The sequence below is a fragment of the Microcoleus sp. BROC3 genome, from assembly GCF_036702515.1.
GTDB lineage: Bacteria > Cyanobacteriota > Cyanobacteriia > Cyanobacteriales > Microcoleaceae > Microcoleus.
In genome coordinates this window covers 1-23,210 of the sequence record NZ_JAUBTQ010000022.1, presented here as the reverse complement: position 1 = coordinate 23,210, position 23,210 = coordinate 1, and the positions used below count along the sequence as shown (strand labels likewise).

Annotated in this window: 24 protein-coding genes; 16 read left to right on the top strand and 8 right to left on the bottom strand. The window is 45.2% G+C overall.

The genetic code is table 11. The features are described 5' to 3' along the window. The first annotated feature begins 194 nt into the window (after positions 1–194). Positions 195–935, top strand: a complete 741-nt coding sequence (locus tag QUB30_RS15720; protein WP_333334771.1) for an HAD family hydrolase — start codon at positions 195–197, stop codon at positions 933–935. A 175-nt stretch (positions 936–1,110) separates the two neighbouring features. Here QUB30_RS15720 and QUB30_RS15715 read toward each other — a convergent pair whose 3' ends face one another. Both QUB30_RS15715 and tsaD read right to left on the bottom strand, forming a co-directional pair. Then, positions 1,111–1,602, bottom strand: coding sequence for an N-acetyltransferase family protein (locus tag QUB30_RS15715; RefSeq protein WP_333334769.1), 492 nt, complete (start codon positions 1,600–1,602; stop codon positions 1,111–1,113). A 240-nt stretch (positions 1,603–1,842) separates the two neighbouring features. Continuing rightward, positions 1,843–2,916, bottom strand: coding sequence for a tRNA (adenosine(37)-N6)-threonylcarbamoyltransferase complex transferase subunit TsaD (gene tsaD / locus QUB30_RS15710; RefSeq protein WP_333334767.1), 1,074 nt, complete (start codon positions 2,914–2,916; stop codon positions 1,843–1,845). 333 nt (positions 2,917–3,249) lie between these two features. On the opposite strand from tsaD, the gene QUB30_RS15705 reads away from it, so the two are divergent. From QUB30_RS15705 to QUB30_RS33870, 6 genes are all read left to right on the top strand, one after another. Beyond that, complete coding sequence (locus QUB30_RS15705; protein WP_333334765.1) at positions 3,250–3,738, top strand: Photosystem I reaction center subunit III; 489 nt, start codon at positions 3,250–3,252, stop codon at positions 3,736–3,738. 117 nt (positions 3,739–3,855) lie between these two features. After that, on the top strand, positions 3,856–3,984 hold the full coding sequence (psaJ, locus tag QUB30_RS15700; protein WP_015174876.1) for a photosystem I reaction center subunit IX: 129 nt from the start codon (positions 3,856–3,858) through the stop codon (positions 3,982–3,984). A gap of 258 nt (positions 3,985–4,242) precedes the next feature. Further along, on the top strand, positions 4,243–5,055 hold the full coding sequence (locus QUB30_RS15695; protein ID WP_333334763.1) for a carbon-nitrogen hydrolase family protein: 813 nt from the start codon (positions 4,243–4,245) through the stop codon (positions 5,053–5,055). 459 nt (positions 5,056–5,514) lie between these two features. Beyond that, a complete protein-coding gene (gene ilvN, locus QUB30_RS15690) occupies positions 5,515–6,033 on the top strand; it encodes an acetolactate synthase small subunit (RefSeq protein WP_333095566.1) in 519 nt (172 codons plus the stop codon). A gap of 68 nt (positions 6,034–6,101) precedes the next feature. Continuing rightward, positions 6,102–6,461: a four helix bundle protein gene (locus QUB30_RS33875; RefSeq protein WP_445300505.1), complete on the top strand. Its 360-nt coding sequence runs from the start codon at positions 6,102–6,104 to the stop codon at positions 6,459–6,461. Then, on the top strand, positions 6,442–6,519 hold the full coding sequence (locus QUB30_RS33870; RefSeq protein ID WP_445300507.1) for a hypothetical protein: 78 nt from the start codon (positions 6,442–6,444) through the stop codon (positions 6,517–6,519). The genes QUB30_RS33875 and QUB30_RS33870 overlap by 20 nt, the downstream gene beginning before the upstream one ends. 127 nt (positions 6,520–6,646) lie before the next feature. Here the strand turns inward: QUB30_RS33870 and QUB30_RS15675 are convergent, their stop codons facing one another. Further along, entirely contained in the window at positions 6,647–10,189 is a 3,543-nt protein-coding gene (locus tag QUB30_RS15675) for an EAL domain-containing protein (protein WP_333334758.1), read from the bottom strand. Positions 10,190–10,323: 134 nt separating this feature from the next. Here QUB30_RS15675 and QUB30_RS15670 point away from each other — a divergent pair, with 134 nt between their 5' ends. Next, positions 10,324–11,343 carry a zinc-dependent alcohol dehydrogenase family protein gene (locus QUB30_RS15670; protein WP_333334914.1) on the top strand — a complete coding sequence of 340 codons (1,020 nt, stop codon included), beginning with the start codon at positions 10,324–10,326 and terminating at the stop codon, positions 11,341–11,343. Positions 11,344–11,390: 47 nt separating this feature from the next. Here QUB30_RS15670 and argJ read toward each other — a convergent pair whose 3' ends face one another. From argJ to QUB30_RS15655, 3 genes are all read right to left on the bottom strand, one after another. Then, the gene (gene argJ, locus QUB30_RS15665) at positions 11,391–12,632 is read right to left on the bottom strand and encodes a bifunctional ornithine acetyltransferase/N-acetylglutamate synthase (protein WP_333334756.1); all 1,242 of its coding nucleotides are present in this window, start codon (positions 12,630–12,632) and stop codon (positions 11,391–11,393) included. Positions 12,633–12,952: 320 nt separating this feature from the next. Further along, positions 12,953–13,093: a hypothetical protein gene (locus QUB30_RS15660; protein ID WP_015176121.1), complete on the bottom strand. Its 141-nt coding sequence runs from the start codon at positions 13,091–13,093 to the stop codon at positions 12,953–12,955. Between the two features lie 61 nt (positions 13,094–13,154). Beyond that, the gene (locus QUB30_RS15655; RefSeq protein WP_006631905.1) at positions 13,155–13,349 is read right to left on the bottom strand and encodes a hypothetical protein; all 195 of its coding nucleotides are present in this window, start codon (positions 13,347–13,349) and stop codon (positions 13,155–13,157) included. Between the two features lie 391 nt (positions 13,350–13,740). Between QUB30_RS15655 and QUB30_RS15650 the strand changes: the two genes are divergently transcribed. Beyond that, the gene (locus tag QUB30_RS15650; protein ID WP_333334754.1) at positions 13,741–13,884 is read left to right on the top strand and encodes a hypothetical protein; all 144 of its coding nucleotides are present in this window, start codon (positions 13,741–13,743) and stop codon (positions 13,882–13,884) included. 599 nt (positions 13,885–14,483) lie between these two features. Further along, complete coding sequence (locus tag QUB30_RS15645; RefSeq protein ID WP_333334752.1) at positions 14,484–16,583, top strand: tetratricopeptide repeat protein; 2,100 nt, start codon at positions 14,484–14,486, stop codon at positions 16,581–16,583. Between the two features lie 67 nt (positions 16,584–16,650). On the opposite strand, the gene QUB30_RS15640 is transcribed toward QUB30_RS15645, so the two are convergent. Together QUB30_RS15640 and QUB30_RS15635 are read right to left on the bottom strand one after the other, a co-directional pair. Next, the gene (locus tag QUB30_RS15640; RefSeq protein WP_333334750.1) at positions 16,651–17,388 is read right to left on the bottom strand and encodes a hypothetical protein; all 738 of its coding nucleotides are present in this window, start codon (positions 17,386–17,388) and stop codon (positions 16,651–16,653) included. Continuing rightward, entirely contained in the window at positions 17,385–17,711 is a 327-nt protein-coding gene (locus QUB30_RS15635; protein ID WP_333334748.1) for an MgPME-cyclase complex family protein, read from the bottom strand. Before QUB30_RS15635 ends, QUB30_RS15640 begins: the two co-directional genes overlap by 4 nt. A gap of 114 nt (positions 17,712–17,825) precedes the next feature. On the opposite strand from QUB30_RS15635, the gene QUB30_RS15630 reads away from it, so the two are divergent. From QUB30_RS15630 to QUB30_RS15605, 6 genes are all read left to right on the top strand, one after another. Further along, positions 17,826–18,032 carry a hypothetical protein gene (locus QUB30_RS15630; RefSeq protein ID WP_333334746.1) on the top strand — a complete coding sequence of 69 codons (207 nt, stop codon included), beginning with the start codon at positions 17,826–17,828 and terminating at the stop codon, positions 18,030–18,032. Positions 18,033–18,093: 61 nt separating this feature from the next. Continuing rightward, a complete protein-coding gene (locus tag QUB30_RS15625) occupies positions 18,094–18,801 on the top strand; it encodes a hypothetical protein (protein WP_333334744.1) in 708 nt (235 codons plus the stop codon). A gap of 27 nt (positions 18,802–18,828) precedes the next feature. Next, positions 18,829–20,481, top strand: coding sequence for a type III-B CRISPR-associated protein Cas10/Cmr2 (gene cas10, locus QUB30_RS15620; protein ID WP_333334742.1), 1,653 nt, complete (start codon positions 18,829–18,831; stop codon positions 20,479–20,481). Further along, positions 20,478–21,194, top strand: a complete 717-nt coding sequence (locus QUB30_RS15615; RefSeq protein WP_333334739.1) for an RAMP superfamily CRISPR-associated protein — start codon at positions 20,478–20,480, stop codon at positions 21,192–21,194. Before cas10 ends, QUB30_RS15615 begins: the two co-directional genes overlap by 4 nt. Further along, on the top strand, positions 21,191–22,546 hold the full coding sequence (gene csx10 / locus QUB30_RS15610) for a type III-D CRISPR-associated RAMP protein Csx10 (protein WP_333334737.1): 1,356 nt from the start codon (positions 21,191–21,193) through the stop codon (positions 22,544–22,546). Before QUB30_RS15615 ends, csx10 begins: the two co-directional genes overlap by 4 nt. Further along, positions 22,543–22,968 carry a hypothetical protein gene (locus QUB30_RS15605; RefSeq protein ID WP_333334735.1) on the top strand — a complete coding sequence of 142 codons (426 nt, stop codon included), beginning with the start codon at positions 22,543–22,545 and terminating at the stop codon, positions 22,966–22,968. Before csx10 ends, QUB30_RS15605 begins: the two co-directional genes overlap by 4 nt. The last annotated feature ends 242 nt before the right edge of the window (positions 22,969–23,210 follow it).

Sequence of the window (23,210 nt, the reverse complement as noted above, 5' to 3'; positions counted from 1 at the left end):
TTGTAAATTGACTTGATTTGGTGAAAGATATGAGGTTAAATGAGGATAAGTGTATTCAGCGTGGTGGGCGGCAACGCACCTGCCGTTATTGAGCAATGGTCAGACAATCAAGTGATTATTGCTAAAAATAATTGCTATAAAGAGCGCAATATGAGAAAATAGAAAAAAATATAGAAATTCGGGAGTTATGATTCTTGGTAACTATTAAATGTCGGGGCATTACATTCTCAAATATCCAAGCCGTGATTTTTGACAAAGACGGCACTCTAGAGGATTCTCAGGAGTTTTTGAGACTGTTGGGGATTAAGCGATCGCGCCTCGCAGACGCTCAAATTCCCGGCGTTGGAGAGCCGTTACAAATGGCTTTTGGTATCGAAGGTGGCAGCATCGACCCCGCAGGCTTGCTTGCAGTGGGCAGCCGCAGGGAAAATGAAATTGTTGCGGCGGGATACATCGCGGAAACCGGCAGGGGATGGTTGGAATCTTTAACGATTGCGCGCCGCGCTTTTGACGAAGCTGACGAAATGTTTAAAAATAATGCTGTTTCTCCTTTATTTGTCGGCAGTTTGGAAGTGCTGAAATATCTTTCGGAAGCGGGTTTGAAGCTGGGAATTCTTTCGGCGGCTACGACTGCGGCGGTGCAGAAGTTTGTGAAACACCACGCATTAGCCGACTACATTCAGTTAGAAATGGGAGTTGATTCAACCCTTCATAAACCAGACCCGAAATTGTTTTTGCAAGCTTGTGAGAAACTCGGAGTTGAACCTGCAGCAACTTTGATGGTGGGAGATTCAGCGGGGGATATTCAGATGGGTAAAAATGCGGGCGCGGCGGGCTGTATTGGGATTTGTTGGGGAAATGCGGAGGTTCGCCATTTGGAAAAAGCTGATGTGGCGATCGCATCTTTGGATGAAATTACAATTTTACCAGATTGAGCAAACCTCACATCAATTCCGGTGTCACCGGAATTGATATCAGTTGCTTCTGAGATGTGGCAGCATTGTCAATAATCATTTTATGAACAGGTAAGATGCCTGTTCCACAAGAAAATTCATCTCTTGTGGAACAGGCATCTTGCCTGTTCTTGAGAATGGTGCCACATCTCAGTCCCTACAAACAACGCAAACCGACAATTACGACATCTCTTTCAACCCCGTCAAGTTCGGCAACTTGTGGCAGATATCCCCACCGCTGAAAGCCAAATTTCTCAAACAATCTTACACTCGGCTGATTGTGAGCAAAAATTATTCCTATGAGAGTTTTAAGCTTCAATTCTGGACTCCGCACAATTGCCGATTGCAATAAATTTTGTCCGATTCCGCAGCGTTGGCGATCGGGTGCAACGTAGATGCTAACTTCTGCTGTATGCTGATAGGCAGCGCGTCCGTAGAAAAGCTGAAAACTCAGCCAGCCAACAATATTTTGTTCTGATTCCATTACCAAAATAGGCCATAAATTGGGGGAGTGTTCTCTGTACCACGGGAGGCGGCTTTCGATTGAGACTGGTTTTAAATCTGCTGTAGCCATTCTGCCCGGTATTGCTGCGTTGTATATTTGAACAATTGCTGGCAAATCGCTTTCTACTGCGTCGCGGATTTTCATGGTTTAAGGAAGAAGGAAGTTCGGCAACGGATTTTGTAACGGATGTAACGAATGGAAGTCGGAAGAAGGACCCATAAGAAAAGTTGTTTGCAGTAAGGACTTTAGTCCTGATTGATTCAAAGCCAGAGAGAGGACTCTCCGTCCTCACTACAAACTTAAAATATTTTATAGCAATTTTATTTATTTGCAGTCAATCTTTGATATTTTTGAGGGATCTCCGTCCTCACTACAAACTTATCCTTACTGCACCTTGTACAGTTCCATGACTTCGCTGAGGGCCATTCTTGAATTTGCTCCCAAAGTCAGCGGCGATGTGTGTCCTCGCTGTAAGTGTTCGGCCGCCGCACAGCCGATCATTGCTGCGTTGTCTGTACAGTATTTTAATGGCGGAAACAATACTCGCAAATTGTGTTTGGTGGCGGCGGCTTGTAAGTGTTTTCGCAGTCCGCTGTTTGCTGCAACTCCGCCGCCGACTACAATAGTGGTAAGCCCGAAATTTAGGGCACAGTCGATCGATCTTTTAGTTAAACCCTTGGCTACTGTTTCCTGAAAGCTGGCCGCAATATCATTAACTGTAGAGGCAGGCAAGATGCCTTCGCCACCCACATTGTGATTTTGTTTCTTGAGTTTCTGTACTAATTGCAAAACTGCGGTTTTCAACCCGCTAAAACTACTGTCGTAAGGATGGTAGCCGCCACCAGGCAAAGAAATTCTGCCTTCTGGTAGAGGGTATGCTTGGGGGTTGCCAAGGGCGGCCAATTTGTCAATCAGCGGCCCGCCGGGATATCCTAGCTGCAACAGTCTGGCAACTTTATCAAAAGCTTCGCCGGCGGCGTCGTCGCGTGTGTGTCCTACAGTTTCATAAACGCCGCAATCTTTGACATAAATAAAGCTAGTGTGTCCCCCGGAAACTAACAAACACAAAAACGGTGGCTGCAAGTCGGGTTCGGTAAGGTAAGAAGCGTAGATGTGCCCTTCGAGGTGGTGGACGCCTAAAAAAGGTTTTTGATGGACTATTGCCAAGCTTTTCGCCGCTGTCAGCCCGACTAACAATGCACCTACTAAACCGGGGGCACAAGTCGCTGCAATGCCGTCAATTTCTGACCAACTCAGGTTTGCCTCCGAGAGACACTGGGCAATTACCTGATTTAGCATTTCTAGGTGACTTCGCGAAGCCACTTCCGGCACTACTCCGCCGTACTGCTCGTGGATTTTAATTTGCGATGCTACAACATTGCTGCAAACTTGACGATTCTTAACAATTGCTGCTGCTGTTTCGTCACAACTTGTTTCGATTGCGAAAATGGTTGCCATTAACTGGTAATTTTATTTGATAGGTTAGTTATTGCTAGCTTAACTAATTCGGCGCAAGTCCCCCGCTCTACCTGTACTCAGGTTATTGTTGAGGCATATTTGCCCGATCATCGACAGGTAAGGTCTTCATCTGATGCAAGGAAGGAATATCCTCGCGGTATTGCTAGCTCAGCACTGACCTGTGAAAACGCGAATCCCTCATTCTATTGGGATTTGCCGCATCAAAGATGGATACTTTACACTGTCAACAAACACGGTAATCTGGATTCCAGATCGGCAAGTTGAAATGCTTGTACAAAAACTTATTGTTTTGTAACAAAAGGAAACAATTCCATGCGACGATTGTTTGCTGCAATTTTAGTGTTGAGTGTCTGGATCAGTTTTGCTCCAGTTGCTTCGGCTTACAATTTAGTGCCGTGCAAGGACTCTCCCGAATTTAAGGAACTGGCTAAAAATGCCCGTTCTACGAATGGCGACCCCGCATCTGCGAAAGCAAGATTCGATCGCTATTCTCAAGCTATGTGCGGCCCGGAAGGATATCCGCACTTAATCGTAGACGGCAATTTGAGCAAAGCCGGAGACTTTTTGATTCCCAGCGTGCTGTTCTTGTATATTGCTGGTTGGATTGGTTGGGTAGGCCGCGCTTATCTGCAAGCAGCCAAAAAATCTGGCTCTCCTGAGGAAAAAGAGATTATTATCGATGTTCCAAAGGCAGTCGCATTGATGCTGAGTGGCTTTTTGTGGCCTCTAGCAGCTCTCAAAGAAATCACCACTGGTGAAATGTTTGCGAAGGACGACGAAATTACTGTTTCGCCGCGCTAGCAATTTGGGATTTGAGATTTGAGATTTTAGTTGGTGTACAAATTCCCAGCCTAAAATCCTTAATCTAAAATCGGTTCGCATAATTTAAGTTGTCTCGACTTTTGAGGAGCAGTATTCATGCAATACTTTCTGAAGTATCTTTCGACCGCACCAGTATTGGCAGCAGCTTGGATGGTGATAACGGCGGGAATTTTAATTGAATTCAACCGTTTTTTCCCCGACCTGCTTTTCCATCCGATGCCATAAAAAATCAGTGAATTTAGGTTCCCAAACCTAGGAAAAAAATTGAGAGTTTTGAAGTTGGAGCGGTGATTTATCAAGTTATTTCAAAGCTCAAATATCAAAACTCTCAAACCGGAGCAGTGAGTACAAAACCAGCGCCTAAATGGGTTAAAGCCAAGGATCTCAACTATTTAGTTGTCAAATTAGTTCCCAATGACTAATGGCTAATGGCTAATGATTAATGACTAATGATTAATGACTAATGACTAATATTGTGAATCGATGAAGTCTTATCTCGCCGCAGCAATTCAAATGACTAGCTTGCCTGACCTGCAAAAAAATTTGGTTCAGGCAGAGGAATTAATCGACCTGGCAGTGCGTCGGGGTGCAGAGTTAGTTTCTTTACCAGAAAATTTCTCGTTTATGGGAGAAGAGGAGGAAAAGATTGCTCAAGCAGAGACGATCGGACTCCAAAGCGAAAAATTCCTCAAAACGATGGCCCAGCGGTTCCAGGTAACGATTCTGGGCGGCGGGTTTCCGGTGCCGACGGAGGGGGGGAAGGTATACAATACCTCTTTGCTGGTAGACCCAAACGGCACTGAAGTGGCAAGGTACAGAAAAGTACATTTGTTCGATGTGAATGTGCCAGACGGCATTACTTACAGGGAATCGAACACTGTCAAAGCTGGTGAAGATTTGCCGTCGGTTTATGTGTCGCCGGAGTTGGGGACGCTGGGACTTTCTGTCTGCTATGACGTGCGGTTCCCGGAAGTGTACAGGCATTTGTCGTACAAGGGGGCCGATATTTTGTTCGTGCCGGCGGCGTTTACTGCTTACACTGGCAAGGATCACTGGAAGGTTTTGCTGCAAGCTAGGGCGATCGAGAATACTTGTTATACGATCGCCCCCGCACAAACGGGCCGCCACTACGGCCGCCGTCAAACTCACGGTCACGCGATGATTGTAGACCCTTGGGGTGTGGTTTTGGCGGATGCTGGAGAGGAACCGGGAGTGGCGATTGCAGAAATTAATCCCGATAGACTAGAACAAGTCCGCCGCCAGATGCCGTCGCTGCAACACCGGGTTTTTCTGTGAAGGAATTTTGAGACCCAATGGGTCTCAAAATTTCAGTCCCCGTCAATCGATTTTAGATTTTAGATTTTAGATTTTAGATTTTAGAGGTTGCAGGGCGAGCGCGAACAATGCGAAAGCAATTTTAGAATTGAACAATCCACCCCATACCTGCTCGTACAAGATAATATAGCAACCGCTACATCGGTCTTGACATAAATAACGTCATGAATAGATCCCGCGATCCCTTGCTTCGTCAACGGTTTGAGTCGGATACTAGAGCCTTTCTCAGTAACATCAGGTGTTCTGGGATATATGACACAGCGGGCGTACCTCACAAAGCGATCGAACTGCTATATGTAACTGTCAACTGTCAACTGTCAACTGCTATATATTGTTTAATACAGGTTCAATGACCGTGCAGTTCTGCTAAAAGGCGAATTGGCGAAAGTAGAATTGCACGAAATGCGTCTTTTTGGAGAAATGAAACACACTCTTTCGGTTTTAGTTGAAGATGAAGCGGGTGTCCTCACTCGAATTGCTGGTTTGTTTGCCCGTCGGGGTTTTAATATTGAAAGTCTGGCCGTTGGCCCGGCGGAACAAGGAGGAATTTCTCGGATTACGATGGTTGTACCCGGAGATGACCAAGTTATTGAGCAGTTGACCAAGCAACTGTACAAGTTGATTAACGTGCTTAAAGTTCAGGATATAACGGAAATTCCCTGTGTGGAACGGGAGTTGATGTTGCTGAAAGTTAATGCTGCTAGCGGGACGCGATCGGAGATAATTGAGTTAGCTCAGATTTTTAGAGCGCGAGTGGTAGATATTGGTGATGATACGCTGACATTGGAAGTTGTCGGAGATCCGGGTAAAATGGTGGCGATCGTCCAGGTTCTAAATAGATTTGGGATTAAGGAAATTGCTCGTACTGGGAAAATTGCCCTGACGCGAGAGTCGGGGGTAAATACTGAGTTTCTCAAGTCTTTGGAAGCGAAAGTTTAAGGAAGTTGACGGTTGACTGTTGACGGTTGACTGTTGGCAGTTGGCAGTTGACAGTTGACAGTTGACAGTTGACAGTTGACAGTCAATGGTTGGCCATCAACTATGTTAAAGGAGCTAATATGGAAAGCTTTCAACAGCTACAAGTTTATCAATTAGCTGAAAAAATATCAAACGAAATATGGTTTATTGTTAAAAAATGGGACGAGTTTACGAAGGATACGATGGGCAAACAAATAGTGCGATCGGCTGATAGTGTTGGTGCTAATATTGCAGAAGGACATGGACGTTATAGCTGCCAAGATAATCAGCGTTTTGTGAAAATTGCTCTTGGGTTCATTAAACGAAACAAGACACTGGTTAAGACTTGCCTACGCTCGAAATCTTTTAACTCAAGAACAGAGCGATCGCCTGCATCCCTTATTAAATGAACTGTCACCAAAACTTAATGCTTATCTTAACTCACTAAAACAAAAAGCCAAAGGTTAACAGTCAACAGTCAACAGTTAACAGTTAACAGCCAACAGCCAACAGCCAAAGGTTAACAGTTAACAGTTAACAGCCAACAGCCAAAGGTTAACAGTCAACAGTCAACAGTCAACAGTCAACAGTCCAATTACCATTTAGGTTGACTTTCTATCAAAAGTGTGGCTGCGATGCTGTCTATCGGCTTTGAGAAAAAGTATCCCTGTCCGTATTCGCATTGCAGCGCTCTGAGTAAATTAAGCTGTTCGCTGGTTTCGATTCCTTCAGCAATTACATCCATGCCTAAATGACTGGCTAAAATTAAAATTGTCTGTACGATGGCTTCGTTTCCTTCATCTTCAGTCATGCGGCTGACAAAAGCTCGATCGATTTTTAAAGCGTCAGTTGGAAAAGTGTGCAGGCGGCTCAAAGAAGAATAGCCAGTGCCGAAATCGTCAATATATAATTGAATTTCTAATTTTTTCAATTCCGCGAGGATAGCGACTGCTGATTCGGCATTCTCCATAATGACGCCTTCAGTAATTTCTAACTTAAAAGTGCGGGGGTCAAGCTGAGTTTCTTGTAAAATTTCGCGAATGCGATCGATTAAATCCGGTTGTTTAAATTGTTGATTAGAAAGGTTGACGCTGACAGTCAAGGGCGGATTTGCTGGGAATTTTTGGTGCCACTGGTGGATCTGACTGCAAGCCGATCGCATCATCCACCAACCAATAGGTACAATCAATCTAGTTTCTTCTGCTACTAAAATAAACTCCCCGGGAGATACGACACCCCGCTCCGGGTTATACCACCGCAGCAGCGCTTCAAAACCCCTGATTTTACCGCTAGTGAGAGAGACGATGGGCTGGTAGTAAAGCTGAAATTCCTGAAATTCTAAAGCGCGCCGCAAGTCGTTTTCCAGTTGCAAAAGGGCGACGGCGCGAGTGTGCATACTTAAGTCAAAAACTTCGTGGCGAGCTTTGCCCAATTCCTTAGCGTGATACATGGCAGCATCTGCATCTCGGAGCAGTTCTTCTGGTCGATCGTACAATGTTGGGAACGGGAAATTGGGAACTGGGGAGTCGGAAGATAAGCCAGACAAATAAGTTTCCCGATCGATATTTACCAGATTTCCAGGACTCGACTGTTCGCTGCTTTCGCTTGGATGCTGCGGTAAACCGGAACACACAATCCCAATGCTAGCACTGGTAAAAACTTGATATTTGTTGAGGTAAAAAGGTTCTGCCAGTTCCGCTTGCACTCGATCGGCAATGTGAGTCGCATCCTCGGTGTTTTTGATATTTTCCAGCAAAATAGCGAATTCGTCGCCGCCGAGACGAGCAACGGTATCTCCAGCCCGCAAACAGGTTCCCAGGCGCTGCGCGATCGCGATCAGCAACCGATCGCCCACTAAATGCCCCAAACTGTCGTTGACAACCTTAAAGCGGTCGAGATCGATAAACAGCACCGCGAACAAAATTTCGGGACGGCGTTTTGAAAGCTCGATCGCGTGTCCCAAGCGATCCATAAATAAAGCTCGGTTGGGCAAACCCGTTAGCATATCGTGCAAAGCATCGTGTACTAACTTCTCTTCTGCTATTTTGCGGAGGGTGATATCTTCGACAGTACCTTCGTAATAAAGCAAATTGCCGCCAGCGTCGCGCACTGCCCGGCCGTTCTCGGAAACCCAGATGGTGGTGCCGTCAGCGCGGTAAACTTGAGACTCGAACTCAGACACAAAACCGTGTTTTTCGATCGCCCGCAAAAACTCGACGCGGCGGTCGGGATCGAGGTAGAGTTGGTGGTCGATGTCGTGGATGTTCGCGATCAATTCGGCGGCCGAGTCGTAGCCGTAAATTCTCGCCAAAGCAGGGTTAGCGCTGAGGTAGCGCCCGTCGGGCGTTGTCTGGAAAATTCCTTCGATCGCGTTTTCAAAGATGCTGCGGTATTTCTCTTCAGCCTGTTGCAGCGCGAATTCTGCCTGCTTGCGATCGCTGATATCGGTCAGCGTGCTGAGATAGCCGAGAACTTCCCCGCTTTTGGCAATTTCCGGCACTGCTTGGCAAAATACCCAGGTTGTGAGGTCGCCGTTGCAAAAGCGGTACTCTAACTTACAAGGCAACTTCTCTTTGACAGCGCCATACCACAGGCTCAAAACGCGCGCTCGGTCTTCGGGATGCAAACTTTGCGTCCAACCTTCGCCTAGTGCCTGTGGTGCTGTCAGCCCCGCCATCTCCAAAAATCGCTGGTTGACGTACAAGCAATCTCCACTAGCGTCGGCGCGGAAAATCCCGACCGGCAGGATTTTTGCCAAGGTGTAATAGCGATATTCGCTTTCTAGCAGCGCGCTGGCAGCTACTTTAGTCTCCGTGATGTCAAACATTGCACCTTGAAGGATAACAGACTTGCTGGCTTCATCGCGAACTGCGATCGCTCGATCGCGGAACCAGACAACTCGACCGTTGCGAGCGATCGCGCGGTATTCTGAAACCAGCGGCCCGTCCCAAAACTCTTCTCCACCGGTAAATTTCTGTGTGGCGTTTTCAACTAACACGCGGTCGCGGTCTTCTGGGTGAACCAGTTTCAGCCACAGGTCGGGGTCTGCCCGCCATTCAGCGACAGAATAACCCAGAAAAGTCTCGATTTGCGGGCTGATGTAAAGTTTGGCAGCGCTGCGGTTGAGGGGAGAAATGTAGGTGACAGCCGGCATTTGTTCTACAAGGGCGCAGTATTTCGCTTCTACAGTGCACAGTGCTGCTTCTAAGCGCTGCCGCTCTAATTCGGCGGCAGCCCGTCCGGCAAAAATGCTGAGAATTAGTCGGAAGTTGGCAAGATGTGCTTCCGGCAGGGGTCGATCGTGGAAAATACAAATAATGCCTAAAGGTTCGCCGTAAGAGTTTTTGAGCAAGACTCCCAGGAAACTGCGCGCACCTGTAACTACCGGTCTGCGGTCTTCTGGAAAGGTTTCCAGCAGGTAGTCGGGACAGGAGTACATTCCCCGATCGAGTACCAGCGCTTCGGGAGTATTGGCGGTGTCGTACTCAAAGTTTGGCTGCCACAGTCCGTTGCTCCAAAAACTGATAACTTGCAATCTATCGGGAGCAGCATCGGCGCTTTCCATTGACTTAATCGATTTGGCAGCGACGGCGCTGCAAACTCCGAGTGCTGAGGCTAGGTGGCGAACTAAGGCATCAAAGAATTCTGCTCCCCCCGGCGAATCAGTACCTGCGAGAATGTCGCCGAGCAAGTCTTCCTCTAATTGCGGGGAAGCGGTGACTTTGGGAGGGTTGTCGGCATTCGGGCGATCGCGATTTTCCCCCATCGAACCCGAAATGCTCTGACTTAGGCTGTTGTTGGTTCGAGGCCCAACAACAGGGGAAGAATTCACAGTTAGGCGCTGTTGCTGAGCCAAGAATACAGCGCGGCCAATACCTAAAACTTTACCCAAGCAACTGTCAGTTGGCCGCCACAGATTTGAGTTTGGGAAAATCAAAAATTTTTTCCGCATTTTCAATCCTGCTGATAAATCGTCGGCCTTTAATTCTGCCAACTGCCGTTGCTCTTGGGCCAGCGGCAGACCGGGCCGCCTTCGGTGCCACTTGAGATAAATCGCCGACGCCAAGGCTAAAGTCGCCGACAATCCCACAAAGTATGCAAGAATTTCAAAGTAAAAAAATAAATTTAGATCGAACATCGATTAGCACCGCTCGACAATTGTTGTAGTTACCTGAAGCCAATCTCTTTTAAAATAACTAAGTATCGTCACGAATGAGTAACGCATACAAGGTAGGATCGCAGGTGAAAGCGACAACAGAGTTAACAACCGTGATGAAAGCGATCGTTTTTGACACGCCCGGAAGCCCGTTCGTATTGAGACTGCAACACATCCCCGCCCCTACTATACAAAGAGATACTGAAGTTTTGGTGCGGTTGCGGGCGGCGGGGATCAATCCTATAGATACTAAATTGCGGGCCCGCGGCACTTTTTATCCCGAAAAAACTCCTCACGTTTTGGGGTGCGATGGTGCTGGAGTCGTAGAGGCTGTTGGTGCTGGCGTGCAAAGTTTTCAAGTGGGAGACGAGGTTTTTTTCTGCAATGGCGGTTTGGGCGGGCCGATCGGTACTTATGCTGAGTTTGCCGTTGTAGACCAACGCTTTCTCGCCATCAAGCCTGCTGCTTTAAGTTTTGCTGAGGCGGCGGCTGCACCGTTAGTTTTAATTACGGCATGGGAATCGCTGTACGATCGAGGGCGCTTGCAAGCTGGCCAGGTGTTATCAAAGAAGGTGCTGATTCAAGCCGGTGCCGGCGGTGTCGGCCACGTCGCGATACAGTTGGCGAAGTTGCAGGGTGCTGAGGTTTGCACTACTGTTAGCTCTGAGGAAAAAGCCAATTTTGTCAAGCACTTAGGTGCAGATTCAGTTATTTTATACAAAAATACCGATGTTGTCGATGAGGTTTTGACTTGGACTCAAGGACAAGGAGTTGACTTGGCTTTTGATACAGTCGGGGGAGAAACTTTTTACCAAACTATTCCGGCTGTGAAAATTTATGGAGATTTGGTAACTATTTTGGAACCAGATCCAACTTTGGGCAATTTGAAAACAGCGAGAATGCGAAATCTGCGAATTAGTTTGGAATTAATGTTAACACCCATGCTGGAAGGTTTGGTGGAGGAACAGGAACACCAAGCTCATATTTTGCAGCAGTGTGCTCGTTTGTGCGATCGCAACTTGCTCAAAATTCACGTCAGCAAAACTTTCCCCCTGGAACAAGCTCAAGCCGCGCATGAATTGTTAGAAACAGGCTCAGTAACTGGGAAAATAGTGATTGAAATGGCAGGTGGTTAGAATTGCGGGCGATTGAAATTGCGGGTTGCAAAATCGCCCGCAATTCTTCAAGTCGTATACTCCGCATTAATCTTCACGTAGTCGTAACTCAAATCGCATCCCCAAGCTTTCGCAAAACCGCTGCCATTCCCGACACTAACCTGAATTAAAACCGTATCAGCTTTCAAATATTCCCCCTCCGCAGCCGCTTTCATGTAATTACTCGCAGCAGCGCGATCGAACTCTTTAGGTTGCCCGTGTTCCATCATCAAAAAATCCCCCAATTGAATCCGCAAATTCTCTTGATCGAAAGGTACGCCAGCGCGTCCCGCCGCCGCCGCAATTCTGCCCCAATTCGGATCGCGTCCGAAAATAGCAGCTTTCACCAAAGAAGAACCGACAATTGTTTTGGCAATTTTACTGGCAGAAACTTCATCCAGCGCGCCGCTAACTTGTACTTCCACCAAACAAGTTGCACCTTCGCCGTCGCGGGCGATCGCCTTTGCTAAATGCACGCAAACTTCTGTCAGCATCGCCTCTAATTTTTCAGCATCCGCCCCCATTTCGGTAATTGCCGGCGTGCGGGATTGACCGTTGGCCAAAGCAATTAGAGAATCGTTGGTACTGGTATCGCCGTCAACAGTAATTTGATTGAAACTTCTATCCGCCGCCCTACTCAGCATTTCTTGCCACAAATGCGACGACACTGCTGCATCGCAAGTTACAAAGGCCAGCATAGTTGCCATATTTGGATGAATCATTCCCGAACCTTTGCAAATGCCGCCGATGCGCACGGGTCGATCGCCAAACACGGTTTCCAGGGCGATCGTTTTCGGCACTAAATCAGTCGTACAAATAGCTTTAGCCGCCGCATCGGAACCAGTTTCCGATGCCTCAGCAACTAATCGCGGAATTCCCGCCCTCAGCGGCTCCATTTTAATCCGCTGTCCGATGACGCCAGTGGAGGCCAAAAGAATCGATTCTGGAGGAATATTCAGCGCTTCTCCCAACAATTTGGCACTTTCGAGGGCATCTGCCAAACCTTGTTCGCCAGTACCCGCATTAGCTTGTCCCGCATTGCACAAAATTGCTTTGGCGCTGGGTTTAGCTTGCAAACGCTGGCGGCAGTAGTCCACGCAAGCGGCCCGGACACTGGATGTGGTGAAGACTCCGGCGGCGATGGCATCCACCTCTGACAAAATTAAACTTAAATCTGGCAAGCCTGAAGGCTTCAAACCCGCTGTAATTCCCGAGGCTCGATACCCTCTGGGTGCTGTAACTCCGCCGCCAATTTCTTTCCAGTCCGACATGATGACCTCCCTATTAGCCTTCAATCTGCTGAAAGGGGATTATATCATTTTAGATTTTAGATTTTAGATTTTAGATTTTAGATGGCGAACAACTGATTTTTTAAGGGTTTGCTCGTTTTCTGGTTCCCAGGCGTGGAAATGCAGTTAAGCGAGGCTGTGACTCACTTTTTGTCTCTTACCAACCCCATAAAATTAATCGCGGCTTCCTATCTAGAGTTAGAACTCAAGAAGAAGTCGCGACGGTGTTGTAACTGACATTATTAATTTTTAGCTGGCAAACAACAAACTCGATTCAACTATCTCGCCGTTGAAAAAAGGAGTTATTTGCGATCGATACTCGCTGGAGAACCAGCATCTAAACCCACTTCAGCAGCCACACGGCTCAGCATGGATTCCTGACGGTTTTTAACGACGTGTTGATGGCGCATCATCAGGTTGCGGGCTTGTTCTTGAGTTGACATAACTGATTTCTCCAAATTATAGGTAATAACTTCGTAGACAATTGTCGAAATTGAGCTTGCCCTAGCTCATAGTGGCGTTGCTGCGATCGTAACTGGCTTGAAAGCTGGGCTGCGGTTTGCCTTGAATGTGACCCCAGTAGTGGGTATCTTCCATCCCGACTTCGGTGGCGGTGCGGTTGAGCATGGATTGCTGCCGGTTCTTCACCAGTTGGTGGTGGCGCATCATCAGAGAGCGAGCTTGATTTTCGGTAGACATATGGGGTTCCTCCGTATTCTTTAGATTAATGTTGAGCTGCTTTTTTCTTCTCTTCTATCACTATAACAGACAATTCTGTATCTAAAGCTACCAAATTAAAAATGTCACAAAAATTTACAATTGGGCTGTGGGGGCGAGAAAGTCGATCGAGGGTTCAGGGAGTGCGATCGGGCTTTGGCTAGTTGATTCACGCCCAACCTCAAGCAACAGTTGGCAAAGATTGACAGTATTTGCCATTTTTAAATTAAAGATGTAAAGCTTTACAAACTATGACCACACTCAAAATTTCGCTGCCCGAATCGATGCGGGACTCGATCGGCAGGTTGCCAAAGGTGGCTACAGTACCGCTAGTTAATACATCTGACGCTTGATTCGCCAATAACTAGAACGAGTGGCAAAAACAAAACTTGAGAGATTACTATTGGAAGGTTTAGATAGCGGTGAAGCGATTGATATTAGCAATGAGTGGTGGAAAAAAATCACTGAACTTGTAGAAAAAGTCAGCAAACAAAAGACATTACCAGACGAATTTTGATTAGACTAACGGCTAATGTTGACATTGACGAACAGTTTGCTTGTATCGCTAAAAATAATTTTAATGCGGCGTTGAGATTCTTTAGACTAGGCAAGGCAAACTTTCTCACAATTAGGACAAAGGCTTGGTATTAGTACCTTTTATCATGTTGACAATTCGTGTCTGGTTCGTTTGCCGAAGTTGGCAGTCAAGAAATTTGACAAGCATCTAATTTTTTATGTATAAAGGGATGAGTGTATTGAGATTGTCCGACTACTCCATGCAGCCCGCGATCTGCCAGGTATTTTAGGAGAGGAAGAATAGTTATTAGAATTCTCAATAAATTGAGGGGCGATTCCCTACAGCATAGCTGCGATCGCGCGAAGTTTTGACTTTCATTGCCTGAAATAACCCACCCCAGCCCTCCCCTTGGCAAGGGGAGGGAGTAAGATTCCTAGTTTATGTTTGTAAGTTACCGGCAGAATTTGCTTGTAAGTTTACAGGCTTTGTGCTACAAAGGCGATCGCAAATTAGTTACACTTAATTAAATGCAAAACCTCTCCCCAACCCTTGTTTTACTCCGAAAGGGGAGAAAGACTAGGAAATATTAGGTGAATTTCATGCTTGGAATAACACTCGGTACTCGCTACAGCATTATCCGTCACTTGGGAGGCGGCGGATTTGCTCAAACTTATTTAGCTGAAGATAAGCAGCTACCAGGCAATCACCTCTGCGTCGTCAAGCAGCTTAAACCTCAAGCAACCGATCCGGAAACTCTACAGGTAGCAAGACGTTTATTTGATACTGAAGCACAAGTTTTGTACAAGTTGGGAAATCACGATCGCATTCCCCGACTTTTTGCTTACTTTGAAGAAAATCAAGAGTTTTATCTCGTTCAAGAATTTATAGAAGGCCACGATTTAAGTCAAGAAATTACGTCAGTTGTTCCGGGCACAGCAGGAGTCATGCAGGAAGATGCAGTCATTTGTATATTGCAGGAACTTCTCGACATTTTAGATTTCGTACACCAGCAAAATGTGATTCACCGCGATGTCAATCCCCGCAATATCCTCCGCAGAGATCGAGATGGCAAGTTAGTTTTAATTGACTTTGGCGCAGTCAAAGAAATTACTACTCAAATTACCAATACTCAGCCCAAGAATAGCTTGAGTGTCAGCATCGGTACTCCCGGTTATATGCCCAGCGAACAAGCTCACGGCAACCCGAAACTCAGCAGCGATATCTATGCCGCAGGTGCGATCGCAATTCAGTTCCTCACGGGCATAAATCCTCACCAAATGCTAAAAAATCCCGCTACAGAGGAAATTATTTGGCAGGACAAAACATCAGTCAGTCCGGAATTTGCGAAGATTTTAGATAAGATGGTAAAGTATGATTTTCGGCAACGTTATTCTAGTGCCGGCGAAACACTGCAAGCTATTAAACAATTAAAAAACTATTGCAGCGGTACAGTTCCTGTATTGCCTCCGGTTGCTGCTGCGAATCAGCCTGTAAAATCCCGAAAAAAACTGTATTTTAAAATATTGTCGATCGCCAGTTTAATTGGCATCAGTATTATAGCATCAATTTATGGTGTAAACACGTTTAACTCTGCAAATGCAACTGACCTGTACAACAGAGGCAATACTCTTTACAATTTAAGCCGATTTAAAGAAGCTCTGGCAGCTTATGAGCGAGCAATAACTCTCAGACCTGACTACGCAGAAGTTTGGCAGGAAAAAGCTAAAACTTTGTACGAATTGAAAAAATACCAAGAATCGCAGGCAGCTTACGATCGAGCAATAGAATTAAAGCCCGAATACTTAGAAGCTTGGACGGGACGCGGTTATGCTTTGGAGAAGTTGCAGCAGTCTCAAGAGGCGATCGTATCTTTTGATAACGCTTTGAAAATCCAGCCCGACTATCCCGCAGCGTGGGAAGGTAGAGGTAATGTCCTGTTAGATTCGCAGCGGTACGAAGAGGCGATCGCCTCCTATGAAAAAGCCGTACAATTTCAGCCCAACTTGTACCGTGCTTGGTACAATCGGGGACAAGCTTACCAAAAATTAAAACAGTACGATCGAGCCGTAGAATCCTATGAAAAAGCAGTTGAAATTAAATTCGATAATTTTGAAGCTTGGTATAACTTAGGCAATATTTTCCTAGAATTAAACAAAAATCAAGAAGCTTTTGAAGCCTACGAAAAAGCCGTGCGGTTTCAGCCAAATTTTTATCAAGCCTGGTACAGTAAAGGCATCGCTTTGCTAAAAATGCGCCGACATGAAGAAGCGGTAGAAGCTTACGAAAAAGCTGTCAAATTAAAACCAGATTATTATCAAGCATGGTACAATTTAGGTTGGTCGTACCACGAATTACGCAAGTACGAACAAGCAATTGAGTGTTACAACAGAGCCTTAGACTTAAACCCGAAAGAATATCAAGCGTGGTACAATAGAGGCAATGCTCAGTACAATTTAAAGCGCTACGAAGATGCGCTAGTCTCTTACAATGAAGCCGTCTATGTCAAGCCTGACTACTCGGAAGCCTGGTACAGTCACGGCAATGCACTGGTGGCGGTAAAAAGATACGAAGATGCGATCGCCTCCTATGACAAAGCAATTCGCTACAAACCAGATTACGGAGCGGCAATGGAAGCAAAAAAGCGGGCAGAAAGTCAGCTAGGAAGCAGCCCGCTAGAATCCCAACAACAACAACAATAATTGTTATTAGTTCCCTTAAGCGGACTTTGTTTGACAAGAAGCAATTTGAATTGCCAAGTTTTATCTTTTAGCGAACAGCAGGAGCAATTAAAGTAACGCGGCGGCTGTCTACTAACATCGGCCAAAAACCTCGATCGCTCAATCTTTTTACAGCAGCAGTAGCGGCGTTTTGATCCGTTGTATAAGCAACGAATAAAAAGGGACGCTGGCCGTAGGAAGCTAAGCCTACTTGCGTGCCTAATGCTTCCCTAACTTGGGCGGCTAATTCCGGTTGGTTGAAGTAATCTACTAACACTGCATAACCAGGCCCCAGGGGTTGGGGATTGAAGGCAAGATTACCGCTTGGAGGATTAGTGATTGGTTCAGAACCTGGTGCTGGCTGAGGATTGTAGACTGGCAAATTTTGGGGTAGTGCCGCTGCGGGCGATCGTACTACGTAAGCTTGCAATCCGACAACATCTTCGATGTATTTAACCCAATCGCTGGCGATTTGCGAGTCGCGAAATCCACCAACTCGCGTCACCGTGTCATTGATGTACCGACAAACTGTGTTGTTAGTATTTCCAGGGAAAGAGCGTTTTGCTTTTTCTTGCTGTTCGCGTGTTCTGGTGACAATTAACAGTAGATATTCGTCGGACTGCGGCGGTTGGCAGCTCGACTGAGCTTTAACAGAACTCGATAAAATAGTCAATACCAAAAGCGCGATCGAAGTAGCAGAAAATAGGGGGAGAGACAAAATAAATTTGTACAATTTACCCCTAATTATTGTTAGTTGTTTTGTCTGATATTTTGCTATTTTGTTCATGCTGTCTGTAGGGATGCAAGGGCATCGGGAATAGTTTCTGATGGTGCTTTAAATTCACCTGTCAGTACATATTCTAATCGCAGTTTCAACCAGGTAATGAATACAGGATCTGTAGAAATAATAGCGGCGGCTGGCTGAGGGCATTTTGCTTTAGCTTCTGCCATTGCCGGTGCTTCTAGGAAAGCGGGCTGTTTGACCAACCAGAAGTCTATTTGTTTTTCTTGTTCGTTGTAGTTGCGAGTTCTTTCTTTAAACACTTCATCTAGGGCTTCTTCTTCTAGCAAAAAGCGTTGGCTGGCTAAAACGTAGTAGTAGGTTTGCATTTTTGTCGGTTGTTAGGGGTTGACGGTTAGCGGTTAATGCCGCCTGTACCGGCGAGTTTTGCTGGTCGGGGGCGGGTTTGCCGAGTTGCGGTCGTTCGAGAGTTCTAGACTCTTGTGCCGTTTACTTTACCTTATTTGCTGTCATCTTGGGTAGATGCAGAGCAAGTCGCATCAGAAAAATCGTTGGTGGCGACAGTTGGGGGAGTTGTGAGAATTGCGAGAGTTGCTGGTTTTTTGGGGATTTGGGCGATTATTTTTCGGGCTGGTGATGTTCGGGAAAATTTAGGTGACAATAGGAAATTAGATGGAATTGCACCTTGAATAATTACCAATTATTGAGGCAATCTAGGGGCTGTTCAACCTGATTGGGAGTGGTTTGCATATGAAAAGTTGTTGGAGTTCGATCGCGACTGGTATTGCTTGGTGTCTGGCTTGGGGTGAGGGGCGCGAACCTCGTGATATCAGAGTGTTGCAGGAAATGCGACAGGCTGTGAATTCTGGGGAGGAAGTGCCGACAGAGGTGAGGGAAATTGTCGATCGGGTTCGGGAACTAGAAAAACTTGAGTTTCCTGAAACTCTCGAAGAACTAACGGAACTGACAAAAAAATATCCGGTACTCTGGGAATCTAAAATTGGTTTAGTTTACGGCGGTGCAACCAAAATCAAGCAGTATGTGTTTGAGGCGGCAAAACTACCGGATATTCGCGGCGCATCAGCTTTGCTAGACCGAATTAATTTAGTCGATCTCCCTGCTTTTTTTGGTTGCGAAAATGACCCAAGTTATCCTCAGTGCCAAAAAGCTAAAGACTACTGCCAACAAGTTAGATCCGAATGGTTAGATAAACCAGAAAATTTCCCGGAACTTTCCAAAGCGCTGATTTCCGAGTTAATTATCTACTCGACAGGCGGGAATATTTTAGCATTTTGTCCGGCAGCTTTTGCCGACGATTTGGCTGACGCTATTGAAAAACGCTACACGCACCAGACGTTAACGGCCAATTCCTGTGCAGTTGGAGCTAAATTTAAAGCGCTGGAAATTCAGTTTGGGCTATTGCCAGATGAAATTAACGCTCGGACATTCTGGAAATAAAAATATCTCGAAAATCCCGATAACCCATTGATCAAAGCTTACTTTGAACAACAGGATACATCTTCAGAAAAAGCTTTTGAGGAACGCAAGACATTTAATGAATTGGCGGGAAAGCTAGCAGCTTTATTCAATCAGCGACGGAATGGAAATAATTGGCCGGAGGGCTATCGCTCCAGCCGCCGCTATCCGCCGATGTTTGAAACCCATCCTTATTTGAGGAGAGATGAGAGCGATCGGCGATCGGCTGTTTTTCAAGCTAAAAGCGATTTTGATGATACAAATAAAGGACTTCCCGGCGAGCCTTGGCTTTCTGAGTCTTTAGCTCGCAAGCGATTAATTGGACAGATTGCAAAACGAGAATTCCCATCATCCCGTAAATTACCAACTTGGTGGGTGGATTCTCAGCTAGAGTGGGACTTTGCAACCCCGGAAAATTTAGATCCGGGATCAGTTGAAAGTTGGGTTAATAACTTTGACAGCTTTTTGGACGAAACCTATCAAAAACATAATGACTATTACGGAAAAATTCGCCCATCAGATGTTAAAGAAGCACGCTCGGTTAGAGAAATTGCGGACGCTAGCCTAGTCAAAGGTTTTGTTGCTTATATCTACGCTGATGGTAACAACATGGGAGGTTACATTCAGAAAGAAATTAAAAATCCCGAAGATTATCAGCGTTTCAGTCGCGATATTTTTGAAGCAACAGAGAAGTCTGTGTATGTTGCTCTGGCGAAACATCTCAAACCTCACAAGTACAAGCCTGATGCTGAGTCAGGTCGAAGGAGCAAAGAAGAAGTCTGGATTCATCCCTTTGAAATTTTGACGATCGGCGGCGATGATGTAATGTTGATTGTGCCAGCAGAGCGAGCATTGGCGATCGCCAAAACGATCGGAGAAGAGTTTGAAAAGCAGCTTCTTGACACCCCAGAAAAACAACGGCGCTACAGTTTCCAAAAAACTTACGCTCCTCAACTGATACACCGATATCGGGGCGATCGAATCCCATCAGGTTCGGGACAATGCAAGCTGAGTATGTCAACAGGTGTTTTGATTGCAGCAGAAAATACACCAATTTACTATGCCCAGAAACTTACCGAGCAGTTGCTTAAATCAGCTAAAAAACGGGCTAAGGAATTGAAAAAAGATGACTATCTAGGAGGGACGATCGACTTTTTAGTGATGAAATCAGTAACAATGATTTCTTCAAATATCGGTGAATTCCGCAGCCAGGGATTAACTAAAAATAGACGGGGACAGCCAACACTTAAGCTGTACGGTGCACCCTATACTCTGTATGAAATTGAGGGACTGCTGAAAACTGCTAAGGCTTTAAAGGATTCTGAATTTCCGCGATCGCAGATCTACCAAATTCGCAGTTTACTAGAACAAGGAAAACATACTGCCATTCTCAACTACCTTTATTTCCAAGTCCGACTCAAGACTAAAGAGCAGAAAAATCTGCTTAAAACCGAGTTCGATCGTGCTTGGTGTCAGCCTAAAGATCCAAAGAACAAAGGAAATTTAGCTCCCTGGATGACCTTAAAAGAGGATGGTACAGACGCCGAAAAAATGACTTATGAAACTATCTGGCGCGAACTGGTCGATCTCTATCCTTTTATTGAAGATACAAAAGATAAATCTGGATCTAAACAGCAAGAACAAACAGAGGTTAATTCATGATTGATTTGAATCATTTACCTCCTAATGGGGTAGAAACAATTTCCTTGACAGCGGTAATTGACACAGCTTTGTGCGTAGGTGCGGGCGGCTCTTCTGGTTCCCTGGCAGATAAACCAATTGTCCGCAATGCCAAAGGACAATTGTTGATTCCAGCTTCTCAACTAAAAGGAAGATTGCGACACGAATGCGAAAAACTAGCAAGAGGATTGGGCTGGCAGATTTTTGAGTCTCCCGGTGCGGAAAAACTTTGTCCTAGTGAAAACCAGGTTGAATCTCAATTTAGAGAAATTTATCAGATTCATGGATACAGAGGTTATCATTGTCTAATATCTCAAATATTTGGCAATCCTATTTTGCCTTCTCGAATTATTGTGGACGATTTGATTTGTGCTACCGAACCAGAAGATTTACCAGAAGTTCTGCGTCCGGGTGTGACAATTAACCGCCGTCGCGGTACAGCGGAGGAGAAAAAACTCTACTTTTTAGAGACTTCTCCTGCTAATACTAAACTAGAGTTTCAGGGTGCAATTTCCCTACTGAAACCAGACTGTCCTGAATACGCTAAACTTTTGATTTTATCTGGGCTGCATCACATTCATGCTTTAGGTGGGAGCAAGTCTGCCGGACTTGGTTGGTTAACTTGGAAACAACTACCCGAAATAGAAGAAAAAGAGGCTAATTGGTCAAGCTTGCTACCAAGAAAAATGCCATGAAACGAATTGAATTAAAAATTACAGCTTTATCGCCACTGGCAATTAGCCGACAGAAACCGGGCGGTTCGGTTAGCGAGGTTGAAACCTACATTCCCGGTTCGGTAATTCGGGGTGCGATCGCGGGTCAAATGCTGGAACAGTACGGTCAAAAAAATGCTAATTTGGCAGCACATGGCAATCACTTTCAATCGCTATTTTTAAGCGAAAATTCGGCAATTTTTCAAAATGCTTATCCGGCGATCGCCAAGATATACAAAGATAAAAAAAATGAGGATGAGGAGGATGAGTTTGAACTTGTTACAGATGAAGTTAGAGTTTTACCGGCTACAGCAGTCAGTTCCAAAGCAGACTCCGGTTTTAAACCCAAGAGTAATGGTGTATTCGACACTCTGATCGATCGCTTTTGTGCAGAAGCATATAACTATCCATTCGACCCCAGCGACCCCAAATCTTTAGAAGATAAAACCGATGCGAGAGTAGAACCCTATGGAGGTTTTTATAGCAAAACTGATGACAGCACAGTAAAATATAAATATCGCAGCCATTCCGTTAGCACCCGCTTCTTAACAAGAGTTGGTATCAATCGACGCCGCGCTACATCTGAAGATGATATTCTCTACAGTATTGAAGTTTTGAACGAATTATTTGAAAAAAATCCGAAATCAAAGTTGTTAAAAATTTGGGATAATTTTGTCTATCGCAGCTTGATTTTAGTTGAAAATGAGGAAATAGCAAAACTTTTGCAAAGGTTTATCGATAATAACAGTGATCGCTTTCGTCTCGGCGGTTCTGCATCAAGAGGCTTAGGAAAGGTTAAAATTGAAGCAAAAGATGGTAAAATACCAGAAAGCATCGAATCTCGGATTAATAGATTTAACGCTCGGCTTAAAAACCGCTGGCAACTTTGGTCAGTTTTTGGCGAGCCCAGAGAAAACTTGTTAGAAGGTCGTACTTACTTTACCCTCGACTTGCAATCGGATGCTATCCTAACTGAAAAATGGAGGCGAACTACTGTAATTTCTCCAGATATGTTATGTCAGTTGGCTGGTTTAGAGGAGGAATTTTCAAACCTCGACAGCGAAGAGAAAGATAATTTTCTCAAGCTTCATGTTGCCTACAGCAGTTATGATTATCGATCTGGATGGAATTCTGCGTGGGAATTGATGAAAGATATGGAGTTAATTACCAATAAAGGCAGCGTGTATTTATTCAGCACGAGTAAACCCGATATTTGGTTTGATAAACTAGGACAGTTAGAAGAAAAAGGTGCGGGCGATCGTACTTGCGAAGGCTTCGGTCAAGTTCAAGTTTGCAACCAGTTTCACCTTGTATTTCGGGAGGAAGCAGTATGAGTATAAGTACAGAACAAAGGATAGAGTTACAAGTACAAAAAGCTATTCGCCAGACAGAAGACGATCTAGTCATTTGGATTCAAGATGCTTTAGACACTTGCGAATATGGTAAGTCTGGAAAGGAAGAACTAGAGGAATCACAGTTCCGCAACTTAGTCCGCGTTGCTGACACAACAGATAGTGCAGAAGTTATTAAAAACTTTCTCCGATATCAAGTAGGAAGAGATAAAAAATGGGGAAGGGGGGAAAAATCTTTAGCGACAAGGGTAATTCAAGATATTGATGGTAACATCAAAAAAAATGCTGGGATAATTGCCGAATGTTCCCAAACAGACTTCAAACCTATTTGGCTAGAACTAATTCGCCGTTATTTGGGTTATGGCTCTCGACATCTCAAGTATTTAAAAGATGGAAAAAACTAATCAAGAATAAACTGAAAGTACAGATATCTTAATGTTGGGAGTAAAAAATGAGAAATCGACTAATTTCTACTGTAGGTACGAGCCTTCTCAATAACATAAAAAAATCTAAAGAAGAAGCTATCCAACAGGCTTTTGGAGAAAAAAATTGGCATCAAATAGCACTTCTATAGCGAGCGCAAATGATTTGTAAATCATCGAGCGTGTATAATGAGAGATGTAAATCTAAGTAGAAGTTGAGATGT

Bases quoted from the DNA above. Each gene is read 5' to 3' on its own strand.
- QUB30_RS15635 (WP_333334748.1), bottom strand. From the start codon at position 17,711: ATGCAAACCTACTACTACGTTTTAGCCAGCCAACGCTTTTTGCTAGAA.
- psaJ (WP_015174876.1), top strand. From the start codon at position 3,856: ATGCAATACTTTCTGAAGTATCTTTCGACCGCACCAGTATTGGCAGCA.
- QUB30_RS15675 (WP_333334758.1), bottom strand. From the start codon at position 10,189: ATGTTCGATCTAAATTTATTTTTTTACTTTGAAATTCTTGCATACTTT.
- QUB30_RS15695 (WP_333334763.1), top strand. From the start codon at position 4,243: ATGAAGTCTTATCTCGCCGCAGCAATTCAAATGACTAGCTTGCCTGAC.
- QUB30_RS15605 (WP_333334735.1), top strand. From the start codon at position 22,543: ATGAGTATAAGTACAGAACAAAGGATAGAGTTACAAGTACAAAAAGCT.
- QUB30_RS15670 (WP_333334914.1), top strand. From the start codon at position 10,324: ATGAAAGCGATCGTTTTTGACACGCCCGGAAGCCCGTTCGTATTGAGA.
- QUB30_RS15615 (WP_333334739.1), top strand. From the start codon at position 20,478: ATGATTGATTTGAATCATTTACCTCCTAATGGGGTAGAAACAATTTCC.
- csx10 (WP_333334737.1), top strand. From the start codon at position 21,191: ATGAAACGAATTGAATTAAAAATTACAGCTTTATCGCCACTGGCAATT.
- tsaD (WP_333334767.1), bottom strand. From the start codon at position 2,916: ATGGCAACCATTTTCGCAATCGAAACAAGTTGTGACGAAACAGCAGCA.
- ilvN (WP_333095566.1), top strand. From the start codon at position 5,515: ATGAAACACACTCTTTCGGTTTTAGTTGAAGATGAAGCGGGTGTCCTC.
- QUB30_RS15715 (WP_333334769.1), bottom strand. From the start codon at position 1,602: ATGAAAATCCGCGACGCAGTAGAAAGCGATTTGCCAGCAATTGTTCAA.
- QUB30_RS15625 (WP_333334744.1), top strand. From the start codon at position 18,094: ATGAAAAGTTGTTGGAGTTCGATCGCGACTGGTATTGCTTGGTGTCTG.
- QUB30_RS15640 (WP_333334750.1), bottom strand. From the start codon at position 17,388: ATGAACAAAATAGCAAAATATCAGACAAAACAACTAACAATAATTAGG.
- QUB30_RS15660 (WP_015176121.1), bottom strand. From the start codon at position 13,093: ATGTCAACTCAAGAACAAGCCCGCAACCTGATGATGCGCCATCAACAC.
- QUB30_RS15705 (WP_333334765.1), top strand. From the start codon at position 3,250: ATGCGACGATTGTTTGCTGCAATTTTAGTGTTGAGTGTCTGGATCAGT.
- QUB30_RS15645 (WP_333334752.1), top strand. From the start codon at position 14,484: ATGCTTGGAATAACACTCGGTACTCGCTACAGCATTATCCGTCACTTG.
- argJ (WP_333334756.1), bottom strand. From the start codon at position 12,632: ATGTCGGACTGGAAAGAAATTGGCGGCGGAGTTACAGCACCCAGAGGG.
- QUB30_RS15655 (WP_006631905.1), bottom strand. From the start codon at position 13,349: ATGTCTACCGAAAATCAAGCTCGCTCTCTGATGATGCGCCACCACCAA.